This window comes from Rhodanobacter ginsenosidimutans (assembly GCF_042655685.1).
Classification (GTDB): Bacteria; Pseudomonadota; Gammaproteobacteria; order Xanthomonadales; family Rhodanobacteraceae; genus Rhodanobacter; species Rhodanobacter ginsenosidimutans.
The window spans coordinates 534,525-558,510 of sequence record NZ_JBHSMM010000002.1 but is presented as its reverse complement, the minus strand read 5'-3'; the positions used below and the strand labels follow the sequence as shown (position 1 = coordinate 558,510).

General features: G+C 65.7%; 17 protein-coding genes. 4 read left to right on the top strand and 13 right to left on the bottom strand.

Annotation, left to right across the window (positions count from 1 at the left end; translation table 11 throughout):
* Nucleotides 1-21 precede the first annotated feature (21 nt).
* Nucleotides 22-2,922, bottom strand: coding sequence for a bifunctional diguanylate cyclase/phosphodiesterase (locus tag ACFPK0_RS12430; protein WP_056085387.1), 2,901 nt, complete (start codon nt 2,920-2,922; stop codon nt 22-24).
* A 241-nt stretch (nt 2,923-3,163) separates the two neighbouring features.
* Between ACFPK0_RS12430 and ACFPK0_RS12425 the strand changes: the two genes are divergently transcribed.
* Nucleotides 3,164-4,054: a hypothetical protein gene (locus tag ACFPK0_RS12425; protein ID WP_056085385.1), complete on the top strand. Its 891-nt coding sequence runs from the start codon at nt 3,164-3,166 to the stop codon at nt 4,052-4,054.
* 75 nt (nt 4,055-4,129) lie between these two features.
* Here ACFPK0_RS12425 and ACFPK0_RS12420 read toward each other — a convergent pair whose 3' ends face one another.
* From ACFPK0_RS12420 to ACFPK0_RS12405, 4 genes are all read right to left on the bottom strand, one after another.
* On the bottom strand, nt 4,130-5,032 hold the full coding sequence (locus ACFPK0_RS12420) for a DUF4097 family beta strand repeat-containing protein (RefSeq protein WP_056085593.1): 903 nt from the start codon (nt 5,030-5,032) through the stop codon (nt 4,130-4,132).
* A gap of 16 nt (nt 5,033-5,048) precedes the next feature.
* Entirely contained in the window at nt 5,049-5,492 is a 444-nt protein-coding gene (locus ACFPK0_RS12415) for a hypothetical protein (RefSeq protein ID WP_377341108.1), read from the bottom strand.
* Nucleotides 5,489-6,034, bottom strand: a complete 546-nt coding sequence (locus tag ACFPK0_RS12410; protein WP_056085592.1) for an RNA polymerase sigma factor — start codon at nt 6,032-6,034, stop codon at nt 5,489-5,491. The genes ACFPK0_RS12415 and ACFPK0_RS12410 overlap by 4 nt, the downstream gene beginning before the upstream one ends.
* Before the next feature lie 93 nt (nt 6,035-6,127).
* Nucleotides 6,128-6,706, bottom strand: coding sequence for a TetR/AcrR family transcriptional regulator (locus tag ACFPK0_RS12405; RefSeq protein WP_007080640.1), 579 nt, complete (start codon nt 6,704-6,706; stop codon nt 6,128-6,130).
* Nucleotides 6,707-6,815: 109 nt separating this feature from the next.
* Here ACFPK0_RS12405 and ACFPK0_RS12400 point away from each other — a divergent pair, with 109 nt between their 5' ends.
* Together ACFPK0_RS12400 and ACFPK0_RS12395 are read left to right on the top strand one after the other, a co-directional pair.
* Nucleotides 6,816-7,721, top strand: a complete 906-nt coding sequence (locus ACFPK0_RS12400) for an alpha/beta fold hydrolase (protein ID WP_377341105.1) — start codon at nt 6,816-6,818, stop codon at nt 7,719-7,721.
* 4 nt (nt 7,722-7,725) lie between these two features.
* Nucleotides 7,726-10,218: an acyl-CoA dehydrogenase gene (locus tag ACFPK0_RS12395; RefSeq protein WP_056608300.1), complete on the top strand. Its 2,493-nt coding sequence runs from the start codon at nt 7,726-7,728 to the stop codon at nt 10,216-10,218.
* 60 nt (nt 10,219-10,278) lie between these two features.
* Here ACFPK0_RS12395 and ACFPK0_RS12390 read toward each other — a convergent pair whose 3' ends face one another.
* From ACFPK0_RS12390 to ACFPK0_RS12355, 8 genes are all read right to left on the bottom strand, one after another.
* A complete protein-coding gene (locus ACFPK0_RS12390; protein WP_377341102.1) occupies nt 10,279-11,286 on the bottom strand; it encodes a diguanylate cyclase domain-containing protein in 1,008 nt (335 codons plus the stop codon).
* A complete protein-coding gene (locus tag ACFPK0_RS12385) occupies nt 11,274-11,840 on the bottom strand; it encodes a chemotaxis protein CheB (protein ID WP_377341100.1) in 567 nt (188 codons plus the stop codon). Before ACFPK0_RS12385 ends, ACFPK0_RS12390 begins: the two co-directional genes overlap by 13 nt.
* Nucleotides 11,827-12,705 (bottom strand): CheR family methyltransferase, encoded by an 879-nt coding sequence (locus tag ACFPK0_RS12380; protein ID WP_056085377.1) that lies wholly within the window; start codon nt 12,703-12,705, stop codon nt 11,827-11,829. The genes ACFPK0_RS12385 and ACFPK0_RS12380 overlap by 14 nt, the downstream gene beginning before the upstream one ends.
* Nucleotides 12,702-16,322: a response regulator gene (locus ACFPK0_RS12375; protein WP_377341097.1), complete on the bottom strand. Its 3,621-nt coding sequence runs from the start codon at nt 16,320-16,322 to the stop codon at nt 12,702-12,704. The genes ACFPK0_RS12380 and ACFPK0_RS12375 overlap by 4 nt, the downstream gene beginning before the upstream one ends.
* Nucleotides 16,323-16,448: 126 nt before the next feature.
* A complete protein-coding gene (locus ACFPK0_RS12370) occupies nt 16,449-17,369 on the bottom strand; it encodes a CPBP family intramembrane glutamic endopeptidase (protein WP_056608291.1) in 921 nt (306 codons plus the stop codon).
* Between the two features lie 85 nt (nt 17,370-17,454).
* Nucleotides 17,455-19,056 carry a peptide chain release factor 3 gene (locus tag ACFPK0_RS12365; RefSeq protein ID WP_056085372.1) on the bottom strand — a complete coding sequence of 534 codons (1,602 nt, stop codon included), beginning with the start codon at nt 19,054-19,056 and terminating at the stop codon, nt 17,455-17,457.
* A 229-nt stretch (nt 19,057-19,285) separates the two neighbouring features.
* Nucleotides 19,286-21,415, bottom strand: a complete 2,130-nt coding sequence (gene fusA, locus ACFPK0_RS12360; protein WP_377341094.1) for an elongation factor G — start codon at nt 21,413-21,415, stop codon at nt 19,286-19,288.
* 214 nt (nt 21,416-21,629) lie between these two features.
* Complete coding sequence (locus ACFPK0_RS12355) at nt 21,630-22,370, bottom strand: 2OG-Fe dioxygenase family protein (RefSeq protein WP_377341092.1); 741 nt, start codon at nt 22,368-22,370, stop codon at nt 21,630-21,632.
* A gap of 267 nt (nt 22,371-22,637) precedes the next feature.
* On the opposite strand from ACFPK0_RS12355, the gene tgt reads away from it, so the two are divergent.
* Nucleotides 22,638-23,780, top strand: coding sequence for a tRNA guanosine(34) transglycosylase Tgt (gene tgt / locus ACFPK0_RS12350; RefSeq protein WP_377341090.1), 1,143 nt, complete (start codon nt 22,638-22,640; stop codon nt 23,778-23,780).
* Nucleotides 23,781-23,986 lie beyond the last annotated feature (206 nt).

The following is a 23,986-nucleotide window of genomic DNA, read 5'->3' as shown; positions in this document are numbered from 1 at the left end:
CGGTCGCAATGATTGCCGTGCTCAGCTGAGGGGCGGCGCCTGCAGCGATTTCCAGGCTTCGGCCGGCTGCGGGCGGGCAAACAGGAAGCCCTGGGCGAAACGGCAGCCGATCTTCAGCAGCGCCTGCCGTTGCGATTCTTCCTCGATGCCCTCGGCGATCACCTGCATGTGCAACGAATCGGCCAGCGCCTGGATCGCACGCACCACGGCCAGGCCCTGGGTTTCTTCGCCGTCGGTGGGCAGCGCGGTGATGAACGAGCGATCGATCTTCAATGTGGCGAACGGGTACTGGTGCAGGTAGCTGAGCGAGGAATAGCCCGTGCCGAAGTCGTCCAGCGCGATGCCCGCGCCGTGGTCGCGCAGGTTCTGCAGCATCCGTTTGACCTGCGCGGGATTCTCCAGCAGCGTGTGTTCGGTCACCTCGATTCGGATGTGCGAGGTGGGGACGTTGTATCGCTCGAACAGCTCCAGCAGGCGCTGGTCCGTATCGATGGTGCGGAAGTGCCGGCCGGACACGTTGATGCTGATGAAGCCGTGTTCGCCCACCAGGCGGTTGGCCTGTGCGCAAGCCTGTTCGAAGATCTGCCAGTCGATGAGTTCGACGCAGCCGGTCTCCTCGGCAATCAGCAGGAAATCGGCCGGAAGCAGCAGCCCGCGCTCGGGATGGTTCCAGCGCAGCAGCGCTTCGTAGCCGATGGTGCGGCCATCGGCCAGTGACACGATGGGCTGGTAATACGGCACGAATTCGTTGCGAACCAGTGCGTGGCGCAGGTCGCCCTCCATATCCAGCAGCGACAGCGCTTCGCGTCGCAGGCGGTCATCGAACACGGCGGAGCGATGGCGGCCACCGTCCTTGGCGTTGTACATCGCCGCATCGGCGTCGCGCAGCAACTCCTCCGGCTGGCGGTAATGCGCACCGGGCAGGGCGATGCCGATGGAGGCGGAGGTGAAGATCTCCTTGACGCCCAGCCGGAACGGCGTTTGCAACGCACTGATGATGCGGTCCGCGACCTGGGTGGCGGTGGCGGCGTCGTCCATGTCTTCCAGCAGTACCGCGAACTCATCGCCGCCCAGTCGGGCGACCACGTCGCGGGTCTTGAGGCAGGCGCGTACGCGGCCGCCGACCTGGAACAGCAGGTCATCACCGACCAGATGGCCGACCGAATCGTTGATGACCTTGAAGCGGTCCAGGTCGATGAACAGCACCGCGAACAGATCCTGCGGGTTGGCCAGGTTGCGTTGCAGTGCCTGCTCCAGCCGCTGCAGGAACAAGGTGCGATTGGGCAGGCCGGTGAGCGAGTCGTGCAGGGTCTCGTATTTCAGCCGGCGCTCGACGCGCTCGCGTTCGGCGATCTGCTCGCGCAGGTCGCGGTTGGCCAGGGCCAGTGCATGGGTGCGCTCGGTGACGCGGCGCTCCAGCGTGGCGTACGCCTGTTTCAGCGTGGCGCTGGCGTGCTTGCGCTGCAGCGCGGTGGCGATGTGATAGCTCACGAAGGTGAGCAATTCCTGGTCGCGCTCGGTATAGGTGTGCTGTGGCGAATAGCTCTGCACGGCCAGCACGCCCATCACTTTTTCGCTCCACACCAGCGGCACGCCGAGCCAGCATACGGCGCGGGTGCCGAAACTTTCGATCTCGCCTTCGGCGATCAGCTGGTCGATGGCGGCGCCGTCCACCAGCAGCGGCTTGCCGTGGCGCAATACGTATTCGGTGGCGCCACGCCCGTGCGTGCGCGGCGGGCGCGTGCTGTCGATCTCGTCGACCGAGTAGGGAAACACCAACTGCTTCTTGTCGCCGTCGACCAGAGCGATGTAGAAGTTTCGCGCGTACAGCAGGCCGCCCACGGCCCGGTGCACGGCGGCGTAGAAGTTTTCCAGGCTTTCGGATGCGTTGGCCAGTTCGGCGATGCGGAACAGCGCCGCCTGCAGGCGTTCGCCGCGCTGCCGCTGCAATACCTGTTGGCGCAGCACGCGGTTGGCTTCGCGCAGGGCGGTGGTACGGTCGGTGACGCGCTTTTCCAGGTCGAGATGGGCGCCGTGTCTTTCCAGCGCGGTCTGCACGTGCTGGGCCACATAGCTCAGCAGCTCCAGGTCGCGCTGCGAATAATGGATATCGGCGCGATAGCTCTGCATCACGATGCCGCCGACCACCCGGTCGTCGCGCACCAGCGGCACGCCGAGCCAGTGCTCGCAATAAGGGCCCACCGGCACGAAATGGCCGGTGAGCTGCTGCGACAATTCCTCGATCGATCCCATCAGCGGGCGACCGCCCTGCAGCAGGTTCCAGGTGAGGCTGTTGGGCATGTCGCTCAGCGGAATCTGCTCGTCGGGCGCGGGTGGTTCGGCGTCCACCGTGTCGACGTAATAAGGAAAACGGATGCTGTCGGTGGCGACGTCGTACAGCACGATGTAGAAGTTTTCCGCATACATCAGGCTGCCCAGGATGCCGTGCAGCGAGCGCATCAGTTCGGGCATGTCGTGTTCGGCGCCGGCCTGCTCGGCAATCGCGTAAAGCGCCCGCTGCAGCCGCTCCGCCTGCGCCAGCCGCGAGATCGCGTCGTAGAGGCGGCTGGTTTCAGCCAGTTGGCGCAGCCGGGTGTCGGCGATGCGCCCGAGCCAGGCAAGTTGTGCGTTGGCCGCGTCGGACAGCGGTGCCCCGTGGGACAACAGGGTCAGTGTTCGCGCGGTCTGGCTGTCTTCGGCCAGGTCGATACCGCCGGATGTGGCGCTGTTGGCGGGCTCGTTCGTCGGGTGCCAGCACAGTTGACCGTCGATGCCGAGGTCCGACAGCATAAGCTCGCAGATGCCCATGACGCTGGCCGCGTCGGGAGCTTCGAGCAGTTGCTCGAACGCGCGGCGCGACAGGTTGTGTTCCCCGAGGAGGGGAATGGGCGCGGGCAGACGGGAGGTCAACGAGGCACTCATCAGGTTTGCTGTGAATCCGGCCAATCCCGGAGCAACGACGAAAGGGGTTTTATATCCGTTCAGCAGTATGGCCGCCAGTTCCAGCGGCGGGAACCCCCGGGTCAAGGCTTGGTCTATCCGTGGATATCAAGGGATGTCGCTGTGCGCTGGTTTGCGTTTTTTGTGTTTCACGGTTGTTAGTAAAACGTAAATCACGCTATGATCCTCCGTAGCCGTTATATAGAGTTGCCGACGCCACGCCATGTATCGCTTGTTCGCCCTGTTGCTGATTTCCCTGCTGCCGTTTACGGCGGCGGGCGAGTCCGCGCCTGGCGCCGATGCACAGGCGCAGTACCTGCTGCAGCAGCAGGATGCGGTCGGTCCCGCAAACACCTCGGCCGTACCGCTGTGGCGGAACAACCACGGTCAGTGGTTGAGCCTGCGGGCGAGTCATTCGGATGCGACCATGCCGGCCTCGCTGGCGTTTCGCGGCTTGGCGCCGGGCAACGTGTTCAGCAGCGGCCTTCAGTACCAGTTGGCGCCCGGCGTGCAGGCGCATGCCGATGTCAGCCAGCGTTCGTGGGTCAACCATCCGGCACGTTTGATCGACAGTGAAGTGGGCGCCACGTACAACAACGGACGTTACAGCGTGGGCCTCAGTCTGGGTGCCAGCGAAGCACCGCAGCGCACGGTGTTGCCGCGCGTGCTGCCGGGTGTGGCGCCGGGTGTGGATGGCTTGTCCGCGTTTGACCGCAGCGAGCAATTGAATGCACACGGCCGCGTGGCCCTGGGCAGCACCACCGGTATCGACCTGGGTGCCAGCGTGGGGCGTATCCGGCTGTTGCCGGGCAACCTGTTGGGCATCGATACGCTGGACCAGAAGGCGTTGAGCTTCGGCGTGGACAGCGGCCCGCTTTCCGGCACCCTGGTCGGCCGCACCATGCAGCCGCTGGCTGGCAACGCTGGCGCGCTGAGCGCGGATCAACGCTGGAGCAGCATCGACCTCGGCGTGACCGTGCGCCTGCCGTGGCAGGGTGCGTTGAGCATCGGCGCACAGAACCTGTGGTCATCCGGCAACCCGGTGAACACGCCGGTGGGTCCGGAGCCCGATCAGTCGCGCACGCCGTACGTGCAATACCATCAGGATCTGTAAGGCGTCATTCGGTTAGTGACACCACGCATCATGCCGTCCTCGCGACGGCATTTTTGTGGGCGGCGCATCCGGTGCTCAATCCTGCTGGCGAATACGCAGGTCGCCGCTGAATGTTTCGACGGTGATACTGCCGCGACCACCGCCGATCCGCGTTTCCAGGCTGCTGCCCGGCCCGTGGCTGGCTTCATCCGGCTTGCCGAAGTCGCTGCGCAAGTCCCCGCTGAACGTGCTGGCGTGCAGCGTTGCGGAGGTGGCCGCTGGCAGTTGCAACTGCACGTCGCCGCTCATGCTGTCGATGCCCAGCTCGCCACCTTCGGCCAAAGCCCCTTTCAGGCGGACATCGCCCGATACCGTGCTGAGTGAAAAGCTTTGCCAGGGGCCGCCCGCGGCTTCGATCCCGCCGGACACGGTCTGCAGCTTCACCTTGCCGCCCAGCACCGGCGCCAGGATGTCACCACTGACGGTCTGCAGCTCGGCATCCTGCGCGTGGCCGGACAGCTCGATGTTGCCGCTGACGCTTTCCACCTTGAGTGATGGGGTCATGGCATTGATGCGGGTTTTGCCGCTGACCGTGTTCACGGCGATGGCGCCGCCGTCGATGCCTTCGATGCTCGATGTCGCGCTGACGACGTGTACATCCACGGAGGCGGAACGCGGCAGATGCACGATCAACGAGGTCGGCTCCATCGTCTTGTCACGGCCCCAGTCGAACCAGCCGCCACCGCCTTCGGGTTCGACTTTGAGCGAGAGCGTCGGCCCCTGGCCGGTGATGGCAAGCGGCTGGGCGCCATCGCCCAACTCACCGCTGACCTGCAGCTCCGGCCGATCCCAGCCGATGACGCTGACCGCGCCTTTGACATTGCTGATCTCGAGATGGGTGCGGGCGCTGGCGGCGTGGCGCAGGTCGATGGGTGTGCCGGCGAGCGCCTGGCCCACGCACAGGCACAGCAGCAGCGGAACAAGGCGAGTGGTTTGCATGGTCATTCCTGGGTGATCAGCCGGCATCGCGCATCCGCCCCTGCCATTGCGCCTGTTGCAGGCGGGTGCGCTCCAGCAGCCGCCGCAGGGCAGGGGAATCTGGCGCCTGTTGCAGGGCCTGCTGCAATTCCATCCGTGCCGCAGCGAGTTCGACGGCGGCACCGGTGAGGCGGGGGTCGGAGGGCTTCCAGACGGGCGCAGCGACGTCGGTACGGACGACATCGGGTGCGTGCCGCATGGGCCAGAGCTGCCAACCGATGCCGGCGACCAGCAGGGCCGAGGCTGCCAGGCCGGCCAGGGCGAGCCGCTGGCGTGACCGGCGCGGTGGCGCCTTCGCCGTCGTTTCAGCGGCGGCGGCAGGCCGATCGAGCGCTGCATCGATGGACGGCCAAAGGTCGTGCTGCGGCATTAAGGGTTGGCGCAAGTCGCGCAGTTGGCGTCGCCATTCGAATTCGTTCATCGCGGCTCTCCCAGAGCGTTGCGCAACAGCAGGCGGGCGCGGTGCAACTGTGCCTTTGAGGTGCCGACGGCCACACCCAGCTCGTGGCCGATATCCTCGTGTCGCCAGCCTTCGATGTCGTGCAGGACCAGCACTGCGCGTGCGCCCGGCGGCAACTTGCCGATCGCCCGTTGCAGCTCGTCGCGCTCGGCGGCGCAGAACGGGGCTTCGCCCAGATCGGGCAGGTGGTCGTCGTCGACCATGCGTACCGGGTCGGCGCCGCGCGCGCGGATATCCATCAAGGCCACATTGACGGCGAGCCGGTACAGCCAGGTGCCGAACGCGCTTTCGTGGCGAAAGCCGGGCAGCTTCTGCCAAGCGCGCACGAAGGCCTCCTGGGTCAAGTCCTCGGCCCGTGCATGGTCGTAGCCGGCCAGCCGATGCACGGCGCCGTAGATCCGGCCGATGTGCAGGCGGTATAGGCGCTCGAAGGCATGGCGGTCACCGGCGGCGGCCGCGTGTACGTCGTCCGTGTCGATGGCGTCGATCGGCGCGGGCGACATGGGTTTTCCGAGGTCGGGGCAGGCAGCGATCATATCGCCAGCATGGATGCGCCGCGTTGCGAAAACGTTTGAACGCGTCGGCCGGTTATGCGCTCAGGCGGGGATCAGCGTGGCGATCATGTGCTCGACATAGGCATCGAACTCATCGTGACTGAGCCGGGGCAGGCCCAGGGTGAAGTTCAATTGCAGGAAGCCGACGTAGGCGGCGTAGGTCAGCCGCGCCCGGTTGAGCGCATCGGCCGGTGCCAGGCCAGCCTGGCGGTAGGCGGTTTCCAGAAACTCGGTGCGACGGCTGGAGACGCGCGCCATCACCGGTACCACCAGCGGGTGGTCCAGCGCCTTCAGCAAAGCCGCGTAAACCCGGTGCGGCTGCAATTCGTGCGCCACCCGGCGGAACAGCTCGGGCAGGCGTTCGCGCGGGTCGGCGATCAGCTCGATCTGGCTGATGATCTCGCGCTCGCCATATTGCTCCCAGCGTTCCAGCGTGGCCTGCAGCAGCGCCTCGCGGGTGCGGAAGTGCCAGTAGAAACTGCCCTTGGTCACGCCCAACCGCCGTGCCAGCGCTTCCACCGCCAGGGCGCCCACGCCCTGTTCGGCGATCAATTGCAGTGCGGCCAGCTCCCAGTCTTCGGCGGAGAGGCGGTTTCGTTCCGGTTTGCTGGTCGCATTCATCCGCGTATGGTAGCCCCGACGCGGGGTTTTGTAATGGCAAAAAACGCAGGCATGGCTTGCTGACGGAGGCTCTGGACGTTCACCCGCGCCGCAGTCCATACTCAGTCGTATGGTAAATCCTGTCGAAAACACCGATCGCCTGTCATCCGTGCTTGCCGCCGACGGCCTGAAGCTGGCCGTGGAAACGGTCCATCCGGCCGGCAACCCCACCTTGTTGTTCGCGCATGGCTTCGGCCAGACACGTGGCGCCTGGACGACCACGGCAGCGGCCCTGGCGGCGCAGGGATGTCGCTGCGTGAGCTTCGATCAGCGCGGCCATGGCGACAGCGGGCGCAACCGTGATGGCGGCTACCACATCGAACAGTTTGCCGATGACCTGGTCCGCGTTGCCCGCGCACAACCCCAGCCACCGGTTCTGGTGGGCGCGTCGATGGGGGGATTGCTGGGCATGGCCACCGCCGCCGAGGTTTCGCCGCGGCCGTATCGCGCCCTGGTGTTGGTGGATATCACGCCGCGCTGGGAAGCCGAGGGCGTTGCCCGCATCGTGACCTTCATGAAGGCGTATCCCGACGGTTTTGCCGACATTGCCGAGGCTGCCGAGCGGATTGCCGCTTACCTGCCGCAGCGGCGCGAGCGCAAGAGCAGTGAGCAATTGCGCCCGTTGTTGCGGGAGGGCGCCGACGGACGGCTGCGCTGGCACTGGGACCCGATGCTGCTGGACATGGTGCACGAGAGTGAGCGCCATCAACCGCGGCTGCTGGCCGCGGCCGCGAATATCGACGTGCCGGTGCTGTTGCTGTCCGGTGGGCGCAGCGACGTCGTCTCCCGTGCCACGGTGGAGGAATTCCTGCAGGTGGCGCCGGGTGTGCAACACGTGGAATTGCCGCACGCCACCCACATGGTTGCGGGTGACGCCAACGATGCGTTCACCCGTGAAATCGCCCGCTTCGTGCAAAGTCTTGATCAACCCGTTGCCCGCCAAGCCGCAGGCAACCCCCAAGTCGTGATGAGGTAGTGAGATGACCGTGATACTGACCGTACTGGCAGCGTTGATCGCGTCGTGTGCCTGTGCCTACCACCGCAGCAGCCTGCGCACGTGGGCCATCGCCACGGTCGTGACCACCGTGATCGTGGGCCTGGTGCTGCAAACACCGTGGACGATGGTGATCCTGCTGGTGATCGAGGGCTTGATCGCGGTGCCGTTGCTGATGGTGGGTTTCCGCCGCCAGCAGATCAGCGCGCCGCTGCTGAAGATGTTCGCCAAGGTCACGCCGAAACTTTCGGAAACCGAGCAGACCGCGCTGGAGGCGGGCACCGTGGGGTTCGAGGGCGAACTGTTCTCGGGCAAACCGGACTGGTCGCAACTGCTGCGTGAGCCGAAGCCGGTGCTGAGCGCGGAGGAGCAGGCGTTTCTCGACGGCCCGGTTGAAGAACTCTGCGCGATGATCGACGACTGGCAGATCACCCACGAGCTGGCCGATCTGCCGCCGGAGGTGTGGGACTTCATCAAGAAGAACCGCTTCTTCGGCATGATCATCCCGAAGCAATACGGTGGCCTGCAATTTTCCGCGCTGGCGCACTCGGCCGTGCTGCAGAAGCTGGCCAGCATCTCGGCCACGGTGTCTTCCACCGTCGCCGTGCCGAACTCGCTGGGCCCGGCCGAGCTGCTGCTGCATTACGGCAGCGACGAGCAGAAGAACCATTACCTGCCGCGGCTGGCGGTGGGCGAGGAGATTCCCTGCTTTGCGCTGACCGGCCCGTACGCCGGCTCCGACGCCACCTCGATCACCGACCATGGCGTGGTCTGCAAGCAGATGGTCGATGGCGTCGAGACGCTGGGCATGCGGCTCACCTTCGACAAGCGCTACATCACGCTGGCGCCGATCGCCACCGTGGTCGGCCTGGCGTTCCGGCTGTACGACCCGGACAAGCTGCTGGGCGAAAACGAAGACCTGGGCATCACCCTGGCGCTGTTGCCGCGCGCCACGCCGGGCCTGGAAATCGGGCGGCGGCATTTCCCGTTGAACATCCCGTTCCAGAACGGCCCGCTGCACGGCAAGGATGTGTTCGTGCCGCTGTCGGTGCTGATCGGTGGGCCGAAAATGGCCGGCCATGGCTGGCGCATGCTGGTTGAGGTGTTGTCGGTGGGCCGCGCCATTTCGCTTCCGTCCAACGCCACCGGCGCCATGCGCACGTCCACGGCGGCCACCGGCGCGTATGCGCGCATGCGCAAGCAGTTCGGCCTGGCCATTGCGCGTTTCGAGGGCGTGGAGGAAGCGCTGGCGCGCATCGGTGGCCTCACCTACGCCACCACGGCGTTGTCGCGCGCCACGGCCGCGGCGGTCGATCGCGGCGAGAAGCCGGCGGTGACATCGGCCATCGCCAAATACCACGCCACCGAATGGGCGCGTCAGGTCGCCAGCGACACCATGGACGTGCACGGCGGCAAGGCCGTGCAATTGGGGCCGAAGAACTACGCCGGCCGCGGTTGGGCCAGCGTGCCGATCGCGATCACGGTGGAAGGCGCCAACATCATGACGCGCAGCCTGATGATCTTCGGCCAGGGTGCGATCCGCTGCCATCCCTACGTGTTGAAGGAAATGCAGGCGCTCTCGATCGCCGACCGTGGCGAGCAACTGCGCGTGTTCGATCGGGCCCTGTTCGGCCATATCGGTTTCGGCATCTCCAATGCCGTGCGCAGCCTGGTGCTTGGCTTGACCGGATCAGCCATTGGCGAGGCCGCCGGCGATGCCTACACGCGCCGCTATTACCGCAAGCTCAACCGCTATTCCGCCGCGCTGGCGTTGTGCGCCGACGTGGCCATGGGCGTGCTGGGCGGCAAGCTCAAGTTCAAGGAAAAGCTGTCGGCGCGGTTGGGCGACGTGCTGAGCTATCTGTACATCGCCAGCGCCATGCTGAAACGCTACGAGGACAACGGCCGGCCCGAGGCCGATCGGCCGCTGCTGGCTTGGGCGTTTCACGAGTGCGTGTGGCGGATGCAGATGGCGCTGGATGGCGTGATCCGCAACTTCCCGGTGCGGCCAGTAGCGTGGATGCTGCGCGTGCTGGTGTTTCCGTTCGGCCGGCGCGAAGTGCCGCCGTCCGACCGGCTGGGGCGCCGGGTGGCGGCGATCATCACGGCGCCGGGAGAGGCGCGCGACCGCCTGCTTGAATGGATCTACCTGACGCCCACGCCGAACAACACCGTCGGTCGCATGGAAGCCTTGCTGCCCCAGGTGATTGCTGCCGAGCCGGTCGAGCGGAAGTTCGGCAAGGCGCAGAAGGCGGGCCAGTTCAAGTCGCACGACTATGTCGGCCAGCTGCACGAGGCGCTGGATCAGGGCGTCATTTCGACGGCCGAACTGGAGTTGCTGAAGCGGGTGCGCGAAGGCGTGTTCGAGTTCATCTCGGTGGACGACTTCGATACGTCCGAATTGCGCGCCAAGGTGACCCGGGCCGACCGCGGGCAGCAGGCCGCGGCCGGGAGCGAGGCTGAAAACGGCACGGCCTGATCTTCGCCGTGAGGCAAGGCGCGGCCATTGCAGCATGGCCGCGCCGTCTTTGTAACGCGTTCAGTCCGTTGCCATCGCGCAGCGGTTGCGGCCGCCGTCCTTGGCCCGGTAAAGCGCGCGATCGGCAGCCTGGATCAGCTCCTCGTCGTCCGCCGTTTCCTCCCACAGCGCGATGCCGATGCTGGCGCTGATGTTCGCCTCGAAGGGGCCGTGGCGGCCTTCCAGCGGATACGGTCGGGCCAGCAGGTCGCACACTTGCTGGCAGCGTTCCAGGATTGGCGCCACGTCGGTGACGTCCTCCAGGATCAGCGCAAACTCGTCGCCGCCCAGGCGCGCCACGGTGTCGTTGGAGCGCAGGTGCCCGCGCAGGCGCATGCCGATCGCCTGCAGCAGTGCATCACCGGCGGGGTGTCCGTAGGTATCGTTTACCGCCTTGAACCCGTCGATGTCCATCAACGCCAGCGCGAACGGGTGGTGCTGGCGCGCGCCTCGTTGCATGGCGGTCTGCAGGCGGTCGTGGAACAGCACGCGGTTGGGCAGGCCGGTGAGCATGTCGTGGGTGGCCTGGTGTCGCACTTGCGCCTCGACCCGCTTGCGCTCGGTGATTTCCACCTGCAGCTGCTGGTTGCGTTCAGTCAGCTCGTCCATTGCCTGCTGCAACTGCACGCGGGCGGAATAGAGGTCGAGGAAGACCCGCACCTTCGACTGCAGGATCGCGTCGTTGATCGGCTTGGCGATGTAGTCGACCGCGCCGGAGCGGTAGCCCTTGAGGCGATTGAGATCGTCCGCGTAGGCGGCAGTGACGAAGATGATCGGCGTGTCGCGCATCTGCTCGGTCTCGCTGAGCAGCGCGGCCACTTCGAAGCCGTCCATGTCCGGCATGTTCACGTCGAGCAGGATCAGCGCGAAATCGTGGTCCAGGCACAAGGCCAGCGCCTCGTTGCCGCTGCCGGCCTCCAGCAACTGGGCGCCGCAGCGCGCCAGCAGGCGGCGCATGGCGACCAGGTTGGCCGGGGTGTCGTCCACCACCAGGATTTTCGGGGATATCGCCGTGTTCACGTCATGCACAACCGGTTGATCAGGGGAGCCATTTCATCCAGCGCCAGGCAATGGTCGGCGCCCGCCAGTTCCAGTGCCGCCCGCGGCATGGCGGGCGCTGCAGCGTCGTCGGGCTGCTGCACGATGGCGACGCCGCCCGCGCGCCGCACGCACGTCAGGCCCGCCGCGCCATCGGCGTTGGCGCCGGTCAGTATTACAGCGATCAGGCCTGCGCCGTAGGCTTCGGCGGCGCTGCTGAACAATACGTCGATCGAGGGCCGCGAGAAGCCGACGGGTTCATCGATTGACAACGCGAATCGGCGGCCGCGCTCGATCAGCAAATGGTAATCAGGCGGCGCCACCTGAACCATGCCGCCACGCACCGGCTCGCGTTCGCAAGCCTCGATCACCGGCAGGGTGCTGTGCTGCGCCAGCAGCTGGCACAAGGTGTGGGGGCTGCTGGCGGCGTGGCTGCACACGACGACGGATGCCGGCAGCCGATGGTCGAGCGCCCCGAGCAGTCGCGCGAGCGCGCCCGGCCCGCCAGTGGAGCAACCGATGACGATGGTTTCAACCGCCTTCATGATCGTGAACCGGCTCGGGGCAACGGCGGAACAGGCGCAGCGAGCTGTCCAGAGCCTCGAAGTCGCGTGCGGCGGGCGCCAGCGCCAGGTTCTCGCGCAGACCGAGGCACAGGAAGCCCCCCGGCAGCAGGCTGTCGCGGAACATCGCCAGCACGCGATTCTGCAGCGGGTTCGAAAAGTAGATCAGCACGTTGCGGCAGAGCACCAGCTGCGCCTCGCAGAACACCGCGTCGGTAACCAGGTTGTGGTCGGCGAAAACCACGTTGCGGCGCAGGCGCTGATCGAGTTTGATGAAGTCGTAGCGCGCGCTGTAATAGTCGGCCAGCGAGCAGGTTCCTCCGGCCGCCTGGTAGTTGCGCGACCACGCCTGCGCCTCCCGCGCCGGATAGATGCCTTCGCGTGCCTGGCGCAGCGCGGCGTCGTTGAAGTCGGTGGCGTAGATCTGGCAACGGTCGTACAGCCCGGCTTCTTCCAGCAGGATCGCCAGAGAGTAGATTTCCTGCCCGCGGGCGCAGCCCGCCTGCCAGATCGTGATGCGCGGATGTACCGACAGCGCAGGCAGCACCTGTTCGCGCAACGCGCGAAACACGGGCGGATCGCGGAACATGTCCGAGACCGGCACCGACAACCCCTCCAGCACCTGCGGCAGGAAGGTGGGGTCGTGCAGCAGACGCCCGGTCAGCGTGCTGATGTTGGTGGTGTGGTGCTGCTCGACCAGCTGATAGACGCGCCGCTTCAGCGAGGCGGGTGCGTATTGCGCGAAATCGTAGCCGTGGCGCTGGCGCATCGCGCTCACGAACAGGTTCAACTCGATGTCGTCGAGTTCGGGGTCGATGCCGGACAGATTCAACGCGACCGGGTTCATTGCGGCAGCCACACGCGAATCATCGAACCGAGCTTGTCGATGTCGATCGGCTTGGAAAGGTAATCGCTGGCACCGGCCTCGATGCATTTCTCGCGATCGCCGCGCATCGCCTTGGCGGTGAGCGCGATGATCGGCAACTGCGCCAACGCAGGCTGGGCGCGGATCGCCCGTATCGTCTCGTAGCCATCCATGCCCGGCATCATGATGTCCATCAACACGATGTCGGGTGGCGGGTTCTCCGCCAGCGTCTTCAAGGCCTTCTCGCCATCCTGCGCCATCGTGGCCAGCAGGCCCCAGCCGCGCAGCACCTTGGACAAGGCGAAGAGGTTGCGCATGTCGTCGTCCACCAGCAATACGCTGTGGCCTTTCAACTCGTCGCCGACCGGCGCTTTCGTGCTGGAGCGGTGGCCGTTGTGCTGGATGCTGTGCAGGAACAGGCTGACTTCATCCAGCAGGCGTTCGGGCGAGCGCGCGCCCTTGACCACGATGGAGTCGGTGTACTGGCGCAGCTTGCGGCTCTCCTCGCGGTCGAGTTCGCGCCCGGAATAGATGACCACCGGCGGCACGCCGCTGTCGCTGTCGGCCATGTGCTGCAGCATCTCCACGCCCGACATGCCGGGCAGGCCCAGGTCGAGCACGATGCAGTCGTAGCGGGTGTGGCTGGCCTTCTCCAGCGCGTCCTCGGCGGATTCGGCCTCGTCGATGTCCAGGTCGTCGCGATGCAGCATGGTGCGCACCGCCGTGCGGGAGTCGCGGTCGTCATCCACGATCAGCAGATGCCGCGTACGGCCCTCGGCAAAATGCAGCAGGCGCTCGAACGCCGCGCCGATCGCTTCGCGGCTCACCGGCTTGGTGAGGAACCCCACGGCGCCCATCTCGCGGCCGCGGTTGGCATCGCCGGAGGCGGAGATGAAATGCACTGGCAGATGGCGGGTGGCCTCGTCGGCCTTCAGGCGCTCGATCACCGTCCAGCCGTCCATCCCCGGCAGCATCACGTCGAGCAGGATGCCGGTCGGTGCGTATTCGTGCGCCAGCGCCAGGCCGGTTTCACCATCGGCGGCCGCCAGTACCTGGTAGCCCTTGCGATGGATCATGTCGGTCAGGATGCGCGCGAAGGCGGGGTCGTCCTCGATCACCAGGATCGTGGTCCGGCCCGGTACCAGGTGATGCCGGTCGTCCTCGATCGCTTCGGACCGCAAGGTCGGCAGTTGCGGCTGCGGCGCCGGCGTCCACGGTGTCGGCGACGTCGAATCGCCCGGCATGGCCGCCAGCTCCGGCGGCCGCTCCGGCAACACCACGGTGAACACGCTGCCCTTGCCGGTTTCGCTTTGCAGCACGATGTCGCCACCCAGCAGCTCGACAATGCGCAGGCAGATGGCCAGGCCCAGGCCGGTGCCGCCGTATTGGCGGCTGGTGCTGGCGTCGACCTGTTCGAAGGCGTGGAAGATGTGTTCGAATTTTTCGCTGGGAATGCCGATGCCGGTGTCGATGACGCTGATGGCCAGCAGTGGCTGGCCGGCGAATTTTTCCGACAGCGCAAGGGCGGGGTCGGGCCGCCCGATGCGGATGCTGACGCCGCCGCTCACGGTGAACTTGAACGCGTTGCCGATCAGGTTGTTGGCGACCTGCTCCAGCCGGGCGCCGTCGGTGCGCAGCACGGCCGGAAGGTCGGCGTCGATGGTGACGTCGAAATCGAGCTTCTTCTCCTGCGCCACGTGACTGAAGGTGCGCCGCAGGGAGCGTTCGAAGTCGGCCAGCGGCAGGTCGTCGATGACCAGCTCCATCTTGCCCGCTTCGATCTTGGACAGATCCAGGATGTCGTTGATCAGCCGCAGCAGGTTGCTGCCGGCGTCGTGGATGATGCGCGCCGACTCGATCTGCTCCGCATCCAGGTTGCCGGTGTCGTTGTCGGCCAGGCTGCGCGACAGGATCAGCAGGCTGTTCAGCGGCGTGCGCAGCTCGTGCGACATGTTGGCCAGGAAATCGGACTTGTACTGGCTGGCGCGGGCCAGTTCCTCGGCCTTGTGCTCGGTATCCAGTTGCAGGTCTTCCAGCACCTGGCGCTGCCGGTTCAGGCTGTCGGTCTTGTCGCGCAGCTCCTCGTTCGACGCCTGCAGCTCCTCCGCCTGCACCCGCAGCTCCTCTTCGGATACGGTCAGCCGCTGCGATTGCTCTTCCAGCTCCAGCGTCTTGATGTGCAGCGCCTCGTTGCTCTGGCGCAGTACTTCCTTTTGCTGGCGCATCAGCAATTCCGACGCGCGCAAATCGTCGGCCTGCTGCTGGCTGCGTTCCAGCAGCTCCTGCGTGTTGATGGCGCGGCTGAGGTTTTCCTGGGTCAGCGCAATCAGCGGCAGCAGTTCGGTCAGCAACTCCATCGGCGAGCCGGTGATCGGCTCGAAGCCGGCCAGCTCCAGTACGCCGGTGACCTGGCCGCGGTACAGGATGGGCTGGATCATCACGTGCGAAGGCACGGCTTCGCCACTGGCCGAATGCACCCGCACGTAAGTCTCGGGTACCCGATCGAGCACGATCGGCGCGCGCTCCTGCAGGCACTGGCCCACCAGGCCGTCACCGGAGGCATAAGTCTGGATGGGATCGGACGATGCGTGCAGGCCGTAGGCGCCGCGCAATTCGAGCCGCTCGTGGCGCGCGTCGTGGGTGTAGTACAGCGCCACGCCGGTCTTCAGCAGTGGTGCCAGATGGCTGGTCAGCGACTGGCCGAAATCCCGGTAGGTGGTGGCTTTCTGCAGGTCCTGGGCGATCGTGGCGAGATGCGATTTCACCCAGTCCTGGTCGGTGGTGGCGATCACCATCTGCTTGAACACTTGCAGCGCCCGCGACAGCTCGCCGATTTCGTCGGGGCGGCTCAGTCGCGTCACCGTCATCGAGGTGTCGCCGGAGGCCACGCGATTCATCTGCCGCGTGATCTGCAATACCGGCAGGATGATCAGCCGGTTGGTCAGGCGTATGACATACAGGCCGAACAGTACGCCGGCCAGCGCCGCCAGCAGGGTGAAGATGCGCAGCTTGTCCAGCGCGCCGACGAGGCCGTGATGCCGCTGCTCCAGCAGCTTTTGCTCGGTCTCGGACATCCGCCCGAGCAGGTTGGCGACGGTGCTTGCCTGCGCGGCATGCGACGCGAGCCGCTCGGCCGCAAGCCGGTGCCAGTTTGCGTCGGCGTCGGCCGGCCCGGCGGCGGTCATGGCGTCCATGGTCTGGTTCAGGCCATTCGCCCATTGCGTCCCGACCGTCTGCAGCTGATCGACACGGCCTTGTTGCAGCGGGTTGTCGGCAACCAGGTCACGCAACCGCGCGAGGTTTTCGTCGAATTGGCTGCGGCCGGTCTTGAAGGTGGTCAGGTCGGCCGGCGCTGCGGACAGGGCGTAGCCGCGGGCACCGGTCGCCATGGCCTGGCTGGCCTGTTGCGTGTCGGCAATGGCCAATCGGACCTCGTAGGTGTGCTTTGCCCAGCTGCGGGTGATTTCCTGGCGTTGCAGCGCACCCAGGGTCACCACGCTGGTCAGCATGAACAAGCCCAGCAGCGGAACCACCGCCAGCAGGATTTTCTTCTGGCCCGGAAGCCGGGTCAGCCATCGATTTCGTGATCTTGTCTGCATGCCCCCACCCGCCGTCTGGAAGGACGTCCCCTGCGCCCCACCTCGTGTTTCGCAGGTGGATCCGACATCGCGAAGATTAGCGTAGGCCCTGCCGGGAAAACAGCGTGGTTGCGGCTTGGATGCCTCTCAGCGGCGGCGCCATGCCGGTGGTACGAGCGTGCCGCGACGGTATGCCACGGCAAGCAGGCCCAGCGAGCACAGCAGACACAGCGTCAGCGTGACCACCGACGCCTCCGCGCCAAACACGCCGCCGCTCAGCCAGTCCGGCCCGGTCCGTTGCGACACCAGCCAGCCGTCCGCGCTGAGTCCCGATACCGGGATTCCGTAGATCGTGCCCTGCGCAAAATTCCAGGCTGCATGCACGCCCATGCATAGCGGCAGCGAGCGGGTCACGTGGTAGAGCAGGCCGAACAGCAGGCCCGCTTCAATGGCGATGGCTGACGAACTCCATGCGGTGGCGCCGGGGTTGTGGGCGTGGGCGAAGCCAAAGAACAATGCCGAAATCAGCAGTGCGGCCCAGGTGCCCAGGCCCTCCTCGGTCACGCGAAAGAGCACGCCACGAAACATGATTTCCTCGCCGATGCCGGCACCCAGGCCCGTCATCAAAAGCGCCGGCAGCCACGCGGCATGCGGGTTGAAGCCGATGACGTGGTAGCTGCCCAGCAGCCACAGCAAGCCCACCGCCGCGCTGAACAGCAAGGTGCCGGCGAGAATGCCCAGCACCCCCTGCGGCAGCAGTTTGCGCGGCGCCAGTTCGTGCAGTGGGCGATGCTCGATCAGCCTGACCAGCACGACATAGGCCAGCACCGTCGGCACCACGCGGATCAGGAACTGTGCCAGACCGAGCATCGGCGTCGTCGCGCCCTTGCCGGCCAACATGGCCTTGTCTATCCCGAACAGCAGGTGCAGCGCGATGCCGGTCAGTGCCGAAAAAACCACGAACAGCGCCACGAAAATCACGATGCGCGCCAGCGGTGAATACAGCATCCAGCGTTTCCACTTCGTTGCCGAATCCGGGGTAACGAAGGCAACGTGAGCGGTTGGCATGCCAGGTGTCTCCATGAAGTGGGTGCCGCGACAGCGTGACGAGTGGCGGTGGCCCACGGTAGTGACAGCTGTCACGCGGAATGGCTCACACGTCGACGGCCGCCGCGTGTTCGCGGGTGTTGGCGAAACGCACCTGCGGCCAGCGCTCCTGCGCCAACTGCAGGTTGACCCGCGTGGGTGCGATGTAGACCAGTTCGCCGGCGCCGTCGATGGCGAGGTTCATCGCGTTCTTCTCGCGGAACTCCTCCAGCTTCTTCTCGTCGTCGCAATGCACCCAGCGTGCGGTGCTCACGGTGACAGGTACGAAGGTGGCATCCACGTTGTATTCGTCCTTCAGCCGGTAGGCAACCACCTCGAACTGCAGCACGCCGACCGCGCCCAGGATCAGGTCGTTCGACATCAACGGGCGGAAAAACTGGGTGGCGCCTTCCTCGCTCAACTGCGCAAGGCCCTTCTGCAGCGCCTTCATCTTCAGCGGGTCGCGCAACTGGGCGCGGCGGAACAGCTCCGGCGCGAAGTTGGGGATACCGGTGAAGCGGACAGGTTCGCCCTCGGTGAAGGTGTCGCCGATGGTGATGGTGCCGTGATTGTGCAGGCCGATCACGTCGCCGGGGTAGGCGGTTTCGACGATCTCGCGATCCGATGCCATGAAAGTCAGTGCATTGGCGATGCGCACTTCCTTGCCGGTACGCGTCTGCATCATCTTCATGCCGGCGTTGTAGGTACCGGAGCAAACCCGCATGAAAGCCACGCGGTCGCGGTGCGCCGGGTCCATGTTCGCCTGGATCTTGAACACGAAGCCGGAGAGTTTCTCCTCCTCCGGCTCGATCTCGCGCGTGGTGGTGGCACGCGGCTGCGGCGACGGTGCGTTCTCGACGAAGAAATCCAGCAGCAATTGCACGCCGAAGTTGTTCACCGCCGAACCGAAGAACACGGGCGTCTGCTTGCCGGCGCGGTACTCGTCGATATCGAACGAGGGCGCCGCGCCCTGCACCAGTTCCAGCTCCTCGCGCAATTCGCGCATCGCCTCGTCGCCGATGCGCTCCAGCAGGCCGGGCGCGTCAAGGCCCTTGAAGATGGTCGAATCCTGGCGGGTGAAATTCTTGCCCGCCTCGAAGATGTGCACCTCGTCCAGCGCCAGGTGGTACACGCCCTTCAGCCGCTTGCCCATGCCGATCGGCCAGGTCAGCGGCGCGCAGGCGATGCCCAGCACCGACTCCACCTCATCCAGCAGTTCGATCGGCGAACGGCCCTCGCGGTCGAGCTTGTTGATGAAGGTCATGATCGGCGTGTCACGCAGCCGGCACACCTCCATCAGCTTGATCGTGCGCTCCTCCACGCCCTTGGCGCAGTCGATCACCATCAGCGCCGAATCCACCGCGGTCAGCACGCGATAGGTGTCCTCGGAGAAGTCCGCGTGTCCCGGCGTGTCGAGCAAGTTGATGATCTTGCCCTCGTACGGAAACTGCATCACCGACGAGGTCACCGAAATGCCGCGCTCCTTCTCCAGCGCCATCCAGTCCGAGGTGGCACTGCGCGACGTCTTGCGACTCTTCACCGAGCCAGCCATCTGGATCGCACCGCCGAACAACAGCAGCTTTTCCGTCAGCGTCGTCTTGCCCGCGTCAGGATGGCTGACGATGGCGAACGTGCGGCGGCGACGGGTTTCCTGGAGATGGGAGGGCATAAGGCGTGGGTCGATGCGATGCGAACCGGGCATTCTAGCGCGAAGCAGGCTGACCCTCGACGTGGATCGGATGCCGAAGATTGCGAAACTGGCGACGTCGCGAGCCAGTGATTGGTTGAATGTCTGCCATCGGCGGCGGAAACGGAGTTTGGCAAATCCACCTGCCGGGTAAATGAGAAAGCCCGAGGATGGCCCCGGGCTTTCTTTGCGACTGGTCGAACGAGCGCCGCTACTTCGCCTCCTTCTCCATCAACTTGTCGACCATGCTGGCGGGCACTTCCTGGTAGTGGTCGAAGATCATCGAGAAGTTGCCGCGGCCGCTGGTGGCCGAGCGCAGGAAGTTGATGTAGCCGAACATCTCCGACAGCGGCACGAAGCCCTGCACGAAGGCTGATGTGCCTTTCTGGCCCTGCTCGGTGATGTTGCCGCGGCGGCGGTTGATGTCGCCGATGACGTCGCCCAGGTAGGCCGCCTCGGTGACCACTTCCAGGCTCATGATCGGCTCCAGCAGTTTCGGCTTGCTGAGCCGCTGTGCCTCGCGGAAGCACTGGCGGGTGGCGATCTCGAATGCGAGTGCCGATGAATCGACGTCATGGTATTTGCCGTCGATCAGACGCGCCTTGAAATCCACCACTTCGTAGCCGGCGATCTGGCCTTCCTGCGATTCGGTCTTGATCGCGTGTTCGACCGCGGGGATGTACTCGCGCGGCACGCGGCCACCGACCACCTCGTCGGAGAAGACCACGCCCGAGCCCGGTTCGCCCGGCTCGAAGATGATCTTCACCTCGGCGAACTGGCCGGAGCCGCCGCTCTGCTTCTTGTGGGTGTAGGTGTGTTCGACGGCCTGGCCGAAGGCTTCGCGGAAGCTCACCCGCGGTTTGCCCATGCTCGCTTCCACGCCCAGTTCGGTGCGCATGCGGTCGATGGTGATTTCCAGGTGCAGCTCACCCATGCCCTTGAGCACGGTCTGGCCGGTTTCCTGGTCCACTTCCATGCGCAGCGACGGGTCGGCCTTGACCATCTTGTAGAGCGCGGTGGAGAGCTTGTCGACGTCGTTGCGGCTCTTCGGCTCGACCGACACGCTGATCACCGGATCGGGGAAACGCATGCGTTCGAGCAGCGCCGGGTGCGCCGGATCGCTCAGCGAGTCGCCGGTCTCGGTGTCCTTCATCGACACGAAGGCGCAGATGTCGCCGGCGCGAACCTCGTCGATCTCTTTCGTATCGTCGGCCTGCACTTCGACGATGCGGCCCACGCGCTCCCTCTTGCCGCGGGTGACGTTGAGCAGGGTGTCGCCCTTCCTGATCACGCCGGAGTAGATGCGGCAGAAGGTCAGCGTGCCGAATTGGTCGTTGATCACCTTGAACGCCAGCGCGCGCGCCGGCGCGTCGTCGGTCACCGCCTGTTCGCCGACGACGTTGCCGTCCTCGTCGACCATCGCGATGCCGCCGTTCTCGCCGGGGTAGGGCAGGTAATCGACCACGGCGTCCAGCAACTGCTGCACGCCCTTGTTCTTGTAGGACGAGCCGCACAGCACCGGTACCAGTTCACCGGTGACGGTGCCCTTGCGGATGCAGTGCTTCAGCAGCTCGGGGTCGAACTCGCCGGTGTTGAGCAGCCGCTCGAAGGCGTCGTCATCCAGCGCCAGCGCGCTTTCCAGCAGGTCCTGGCGCAGCTTGGGCAACTGCGCGATCCAGTCGTTGTCGACGGTGGAATCGAATTTCAGACGATCCTTCAGCTGTTCCAGCGGCACGCTTTCCCACGCGCTGTCCTTGTCGTCGGAGGCCCAGATGTAGCCCACGCCGGCGACCAGGTCGGCCATGCCCACGAATTCGTCACTGCTGCCCAGCGGCACCTGGCACAGCAGCGCGTTGGCGCCCAGGCGCTCGCGGATGCCCTTCACGCAATGCGCGAAGTTGGCGCCGATGCGATCCATCTTGTTGACGTAGCACAGCCGCGGCACCTTGTACTGGTCGGCCAGGCGCCAATTGGTTTCGGTCTGCGGTTCCACGCCGGCGACGCCGTCGAACACCACCACGGCGCCATCGAGCACGCGCAGCGATCGGTTCACCTCGATGGTGAAGTCGACGTGTCCCGGGGTGTCGATGACGTTGATCTGGTGGCCCTTCCACACCGCCGAAACCGCGGCCGACTGGATCGTGATGCCGCGTTTGCGCTCCTGCTCCATGTAGTCGGTGGTGGTGGAGCCCTTGCCGTCCTTGGTTTCGTGCGTGTTGACGATCTGGTGCTTCTTGCCCGTGTAGTACAGCACGCGCTCGGTGGTCGTCGTCTTGCCGGCGTCGATGTGGGCAATGATGCCGATGTTGCGATAGAGGGCGAGGGGTTTCTGGCGAGCCATGAGGTGCTCCAAAGGACGATGAACGCAGACAGACGAGTCACATGCCGCCGAGGCGCCGGGAATTCAAGAAAGGTGTGATCAGCGGCGGACGGAATGGCGTGAAGTTGCAGGATGGTTCCTCCCCTGCATGGCAGGGGAGGTCAGGAGGGGTTCGCTTGACCTTCAGATCAAGAGCGACCCCACCCCAGCCCTCCCCTGCAAACAGGGGAGGGAGTCAGGGCGGCAAGTCGCCAGTAACGCCGCGAAAGGTCACCACCAGGACGTCGCGGTGGGCCGGTTTGTCGGGATCAAGCGGGGTGACGGCGGTAACGCCGTGGAAAACCCGCGCATCGTCGACCAGCGCGGCATCCAGCGGCCGGGTGAGGGTGAAGCTGCCCAGCTCGTGGCGATCGGGCGCATGGATCGTGGTGGTGCCGCTGGCGATGTTCTGCCGGTCGATCAGCAGCACCAGCACATAGTCGACGCCGTCGCGATGCACACCCTCCGGCGTGGGTTCGCCATCCTCGCCGCGACGCGCCTCGATGCGGAACTGGTGCGTTTCGATATGCCAGTGCTTCGCGGCCGGTGCCAGCGAACCGAAGAAATCGCGGCAGAAATCCAGGATGCGATGCAGGCTGGCGCCGTCGGCCAGCGCAGGCAGGATGGGGTCGAACCAGCGCTGGATGTCGCCCTGCAGATGGTTGTAATTGCGGCTCTGGAAATGCGGCTGGGCCGGCTGCCGCCGTATCTCGCCCTCGCGTTCCGCGGCAAAGGTGGCGTAGCGGCGGCGGCGATGGCGACCGCTGGCGGCGAGGTAGGTGTCCGGCGACAGGTCGTTCCAACTGTCCGCGAAAGCGTCCCAGTCGTCGAGCGCCTCGCCGTGCAGCAGCGTGCGCATCACCTGCGCGGTGACGAACGCAAACCCCTCGTCCCGCAAGTTGGCGTGCAAGGCGGGCAGATCGAGGGGATGGTTCATCGACGTAATTTAGCAGGGCCGGGGTGACGCGGCGATGGCTGGTTTCCCCGCAAGCCCCACCCTGTCCTCAATCCTCCCCCCAACGGGGGGGAGGTCACAGCGGCTCAAGCTTCTGCGCCTGACCTCAGCTTCGAAAGATTCCGTAATCCCCTCTCCCCTGCGGGGAGAGGGCAGGGAGAGGGGGACACGCCGCGGGAAAGCCACAACGAAGCGACCCGAAAAACCAAACCAAAAGCACCACCCCCACAAACCCGCGATAATGCGGGGATGACCTCCATGCAATTCGACCTCCAGGCCACCGATGGCGCCGCCCGCCGCGGCCAACTCCGCTTCGCCCGCGGCACCGTGGAAACGCCGGCCTTCATGCCCGTGGGCACCTACGGTTCGGTCAAGGCGATGACCCCGCGCGACGTGCGCGAGACAGGCGCCGAGATCATCCTGGGCAATACTTTCCATCTGTTCCTGCGGCCGGGGCTGGAGATCGTCGAGAAGTTCGGCGGGCTGCATCGGTTCATCGGCTGGGACAAACCCATCCTCACCGATTCGGGCGGTTTCCAGGTTTTCTCGCTGGCGCACAAGCGCAAGATCACCGAGGAAGGGGTGATGTTCGCTTCGCCGGTGGATGGCTCGAAGGTGTTCCTGTCGCCCGAAGTGTCGATGCGGATCCAGACCACGCTGGATTCGGACATCGCGATGATCTTCGACGAATGCACGCCGTATCCGGCCGCAGAGAAGGTGGCCAGCGATTCGATGGAGCTGTCGCTGCGCTGGGCCGCGCGCTCGCGCCAGGCGTTCGATGACCTGCAACGTGCCAATTCAAAGCCGCCCAACGCCCTGTTCGGCATCGTGCAGGGCAGCGTGTACGAGAACCTGCGCCAGCGTTCCGCGGCGGGGTTGGTGGAGATCGGCTTCGACGGTTACGCCATCGGCGGCCTGGCGGTGGGCGAGACGGAGGACGAGCGCAACCACGCGCTGGACTTCACCGGGCCGCTGCTGCCGCGCGACAAGCCGCGCTACCTGATGGGCGTGGGTCGCCCGGAAGACATCGTGGAAGCCGTGCGTCGCGGCGTGGACATGTTCGATTGCGTGATGCCCACGCGCAACGCGCGCAACGGTTTCCTGTTCACCGCCGAGGGCACGCTGCGCATCCGCAATGCGAAGTTTGCCGACGACACGCGGGTGATCGAGGAGGGCTGCGATTGCCATGCCTGCGCCAACGGTTTCAGCCGTGCCTACCTGCGCCACCTGGATCGCTGCAACGAGATCCTGGGCAGCCAGCTGGCCACCATGCACAACCTGCGCTACTACCAGCGGCTGATGGCTGGCCTGCGCGAGGCGATCGCGAACCGGACGCTGGACGCGTTCACCGCGGAGTTTTACGCACGGCGGCAGGGCGCGGCCGCGCTGTAGGAGCGGCTTCAGCCGCGACGCTTCTGCTTTGATCCAACGAAGGGCATCGCGACTGAAGTCGCTCCTACAAAAATCTCCGTCCCCTCGGGCGGTGCGGCGAGCCCTTGCAACCGGCAATCGGCGCCCTCAGTAGGGTTCGGCGGGCCAGTTGACCGTGCCGGAAGGCGTCGTGCATGGCTCCGGGGCGCATGTCATAATCAATGATC

Bases quoted from the DNA above. Each gene is read 5' to 3' on its own strand.
- ACFPK0_RS12380 (WP_056085377.1), bottom strand. From the start codon at position 12,705: ATGAACCCGGTCGCGTTGAATCTGTCCGGCATCGACCCCGAACTCGAC.
- ACFPK0_RS12385 (WP_377341100.1), bottom strand. From the start codon at position 11,840: ATGAAGGCGGTTGAAACCATCGTCATCGGTTGCTCCACTGGCGGGCCG.
- ACFPK0_RS12395 (WP_056608300.1), top strand. From the start codon at position 7,726: ATGACCGTGATACTGACCGTACTGGCAGCGTTGATCGCGTCGTGTGCC.
- ACFPK0_RS12420 (WP_056085593.1), bottom strand. From the start codon at position 5,032: ATGCAAACCACTCGCCTTGTTCCGCTGCTGCTGTGCCTGTGCGTGGGC.
- ACFPK0_RS12375 (WP_377341097.1), bottom strand. From the start codon at position 16,322: ATGCAGACAAGATCACGAAATCGATGGCTGACCCGGCTTCCGGGCCAG.
- ACFPK0_RS12415 (WP_377341108.1), bottom strand. From the start codon at position 5,492: ATGAACGAATTCGAATGGCGACGCCAACTGCGCGACTTGCGCCAACCC.
- ACFPK0_RS12405 (WP_007080640.1), bottom strand. From the start codon at position 6,706: ATGAATGCGACCAGCAAACCGGAACGAAACCGCCTCTCCGCCGAAGAC.
- ACFPK0_RS12400 (WP_377341105.1), top strand. From the start codon at position 6,816: ATGGTAAATCCTGTCGAAAACACCGATCGCCTGTCATCCGTGCTTGCC.
- fusA (WP_377341094.1), bottom strand. From the start codon at position 21,415: ATGGCTCGCCAGAAACCCCTCGCCCTCTATCGCAACATCGGCATCATT.
- ACFPK0_RS12355 (WP_377341092.1), bottom strand. From the start codon at position 22,370: ATGAACCATCCCCTCGATCTGCCCGCCTTGCACGCCAACTTGCGGGAC.
- ACFPK0_RS12410 (WP_056085592.1), bottom strand. From the start codon at position 6,034: ATGTCGCCCGCGCCGATCGACGCCATCGACACGGACGACGTACACGCG.
- ACFPK0_RS12430 (WP_056085387.1), bottom strand. From the start codon at position 2,922: ATGAGTGCCTCGTTGACCTCCCGTCTGCCCGCGCCCATTCCCCTCCTC.
- ACFPK0_RS12370 (WP_056608291.1), bottom strand. From the start codon at position 17,369: ATGCCAACCGCTCACGTTGCCTTCGTTACCCCGGATTCGGCAACGAAG.
- ACFPK0_RS12365 (WP_056085372.1), bottom strand. From the start codon at position 19,056: ATGCCCTCCCATCTCCAGGAAACCCGTCGCCGCCGCACGTTCGCCATC.
- tgt (WP_377341090.1), top strand. From the start codon at position 22,638: ATGACCTCCATGCAATTCGACCTCCAGGCCACCGATGGCGCCGCCCGC.
- ACFPK0_RS12425 (WP_056085385.1), top strand. From the start codon at position 3,164: ATGTATCGCTTGTTCGCCCTGTTGCTGATTTCCCTGCTGCCGTTTACG.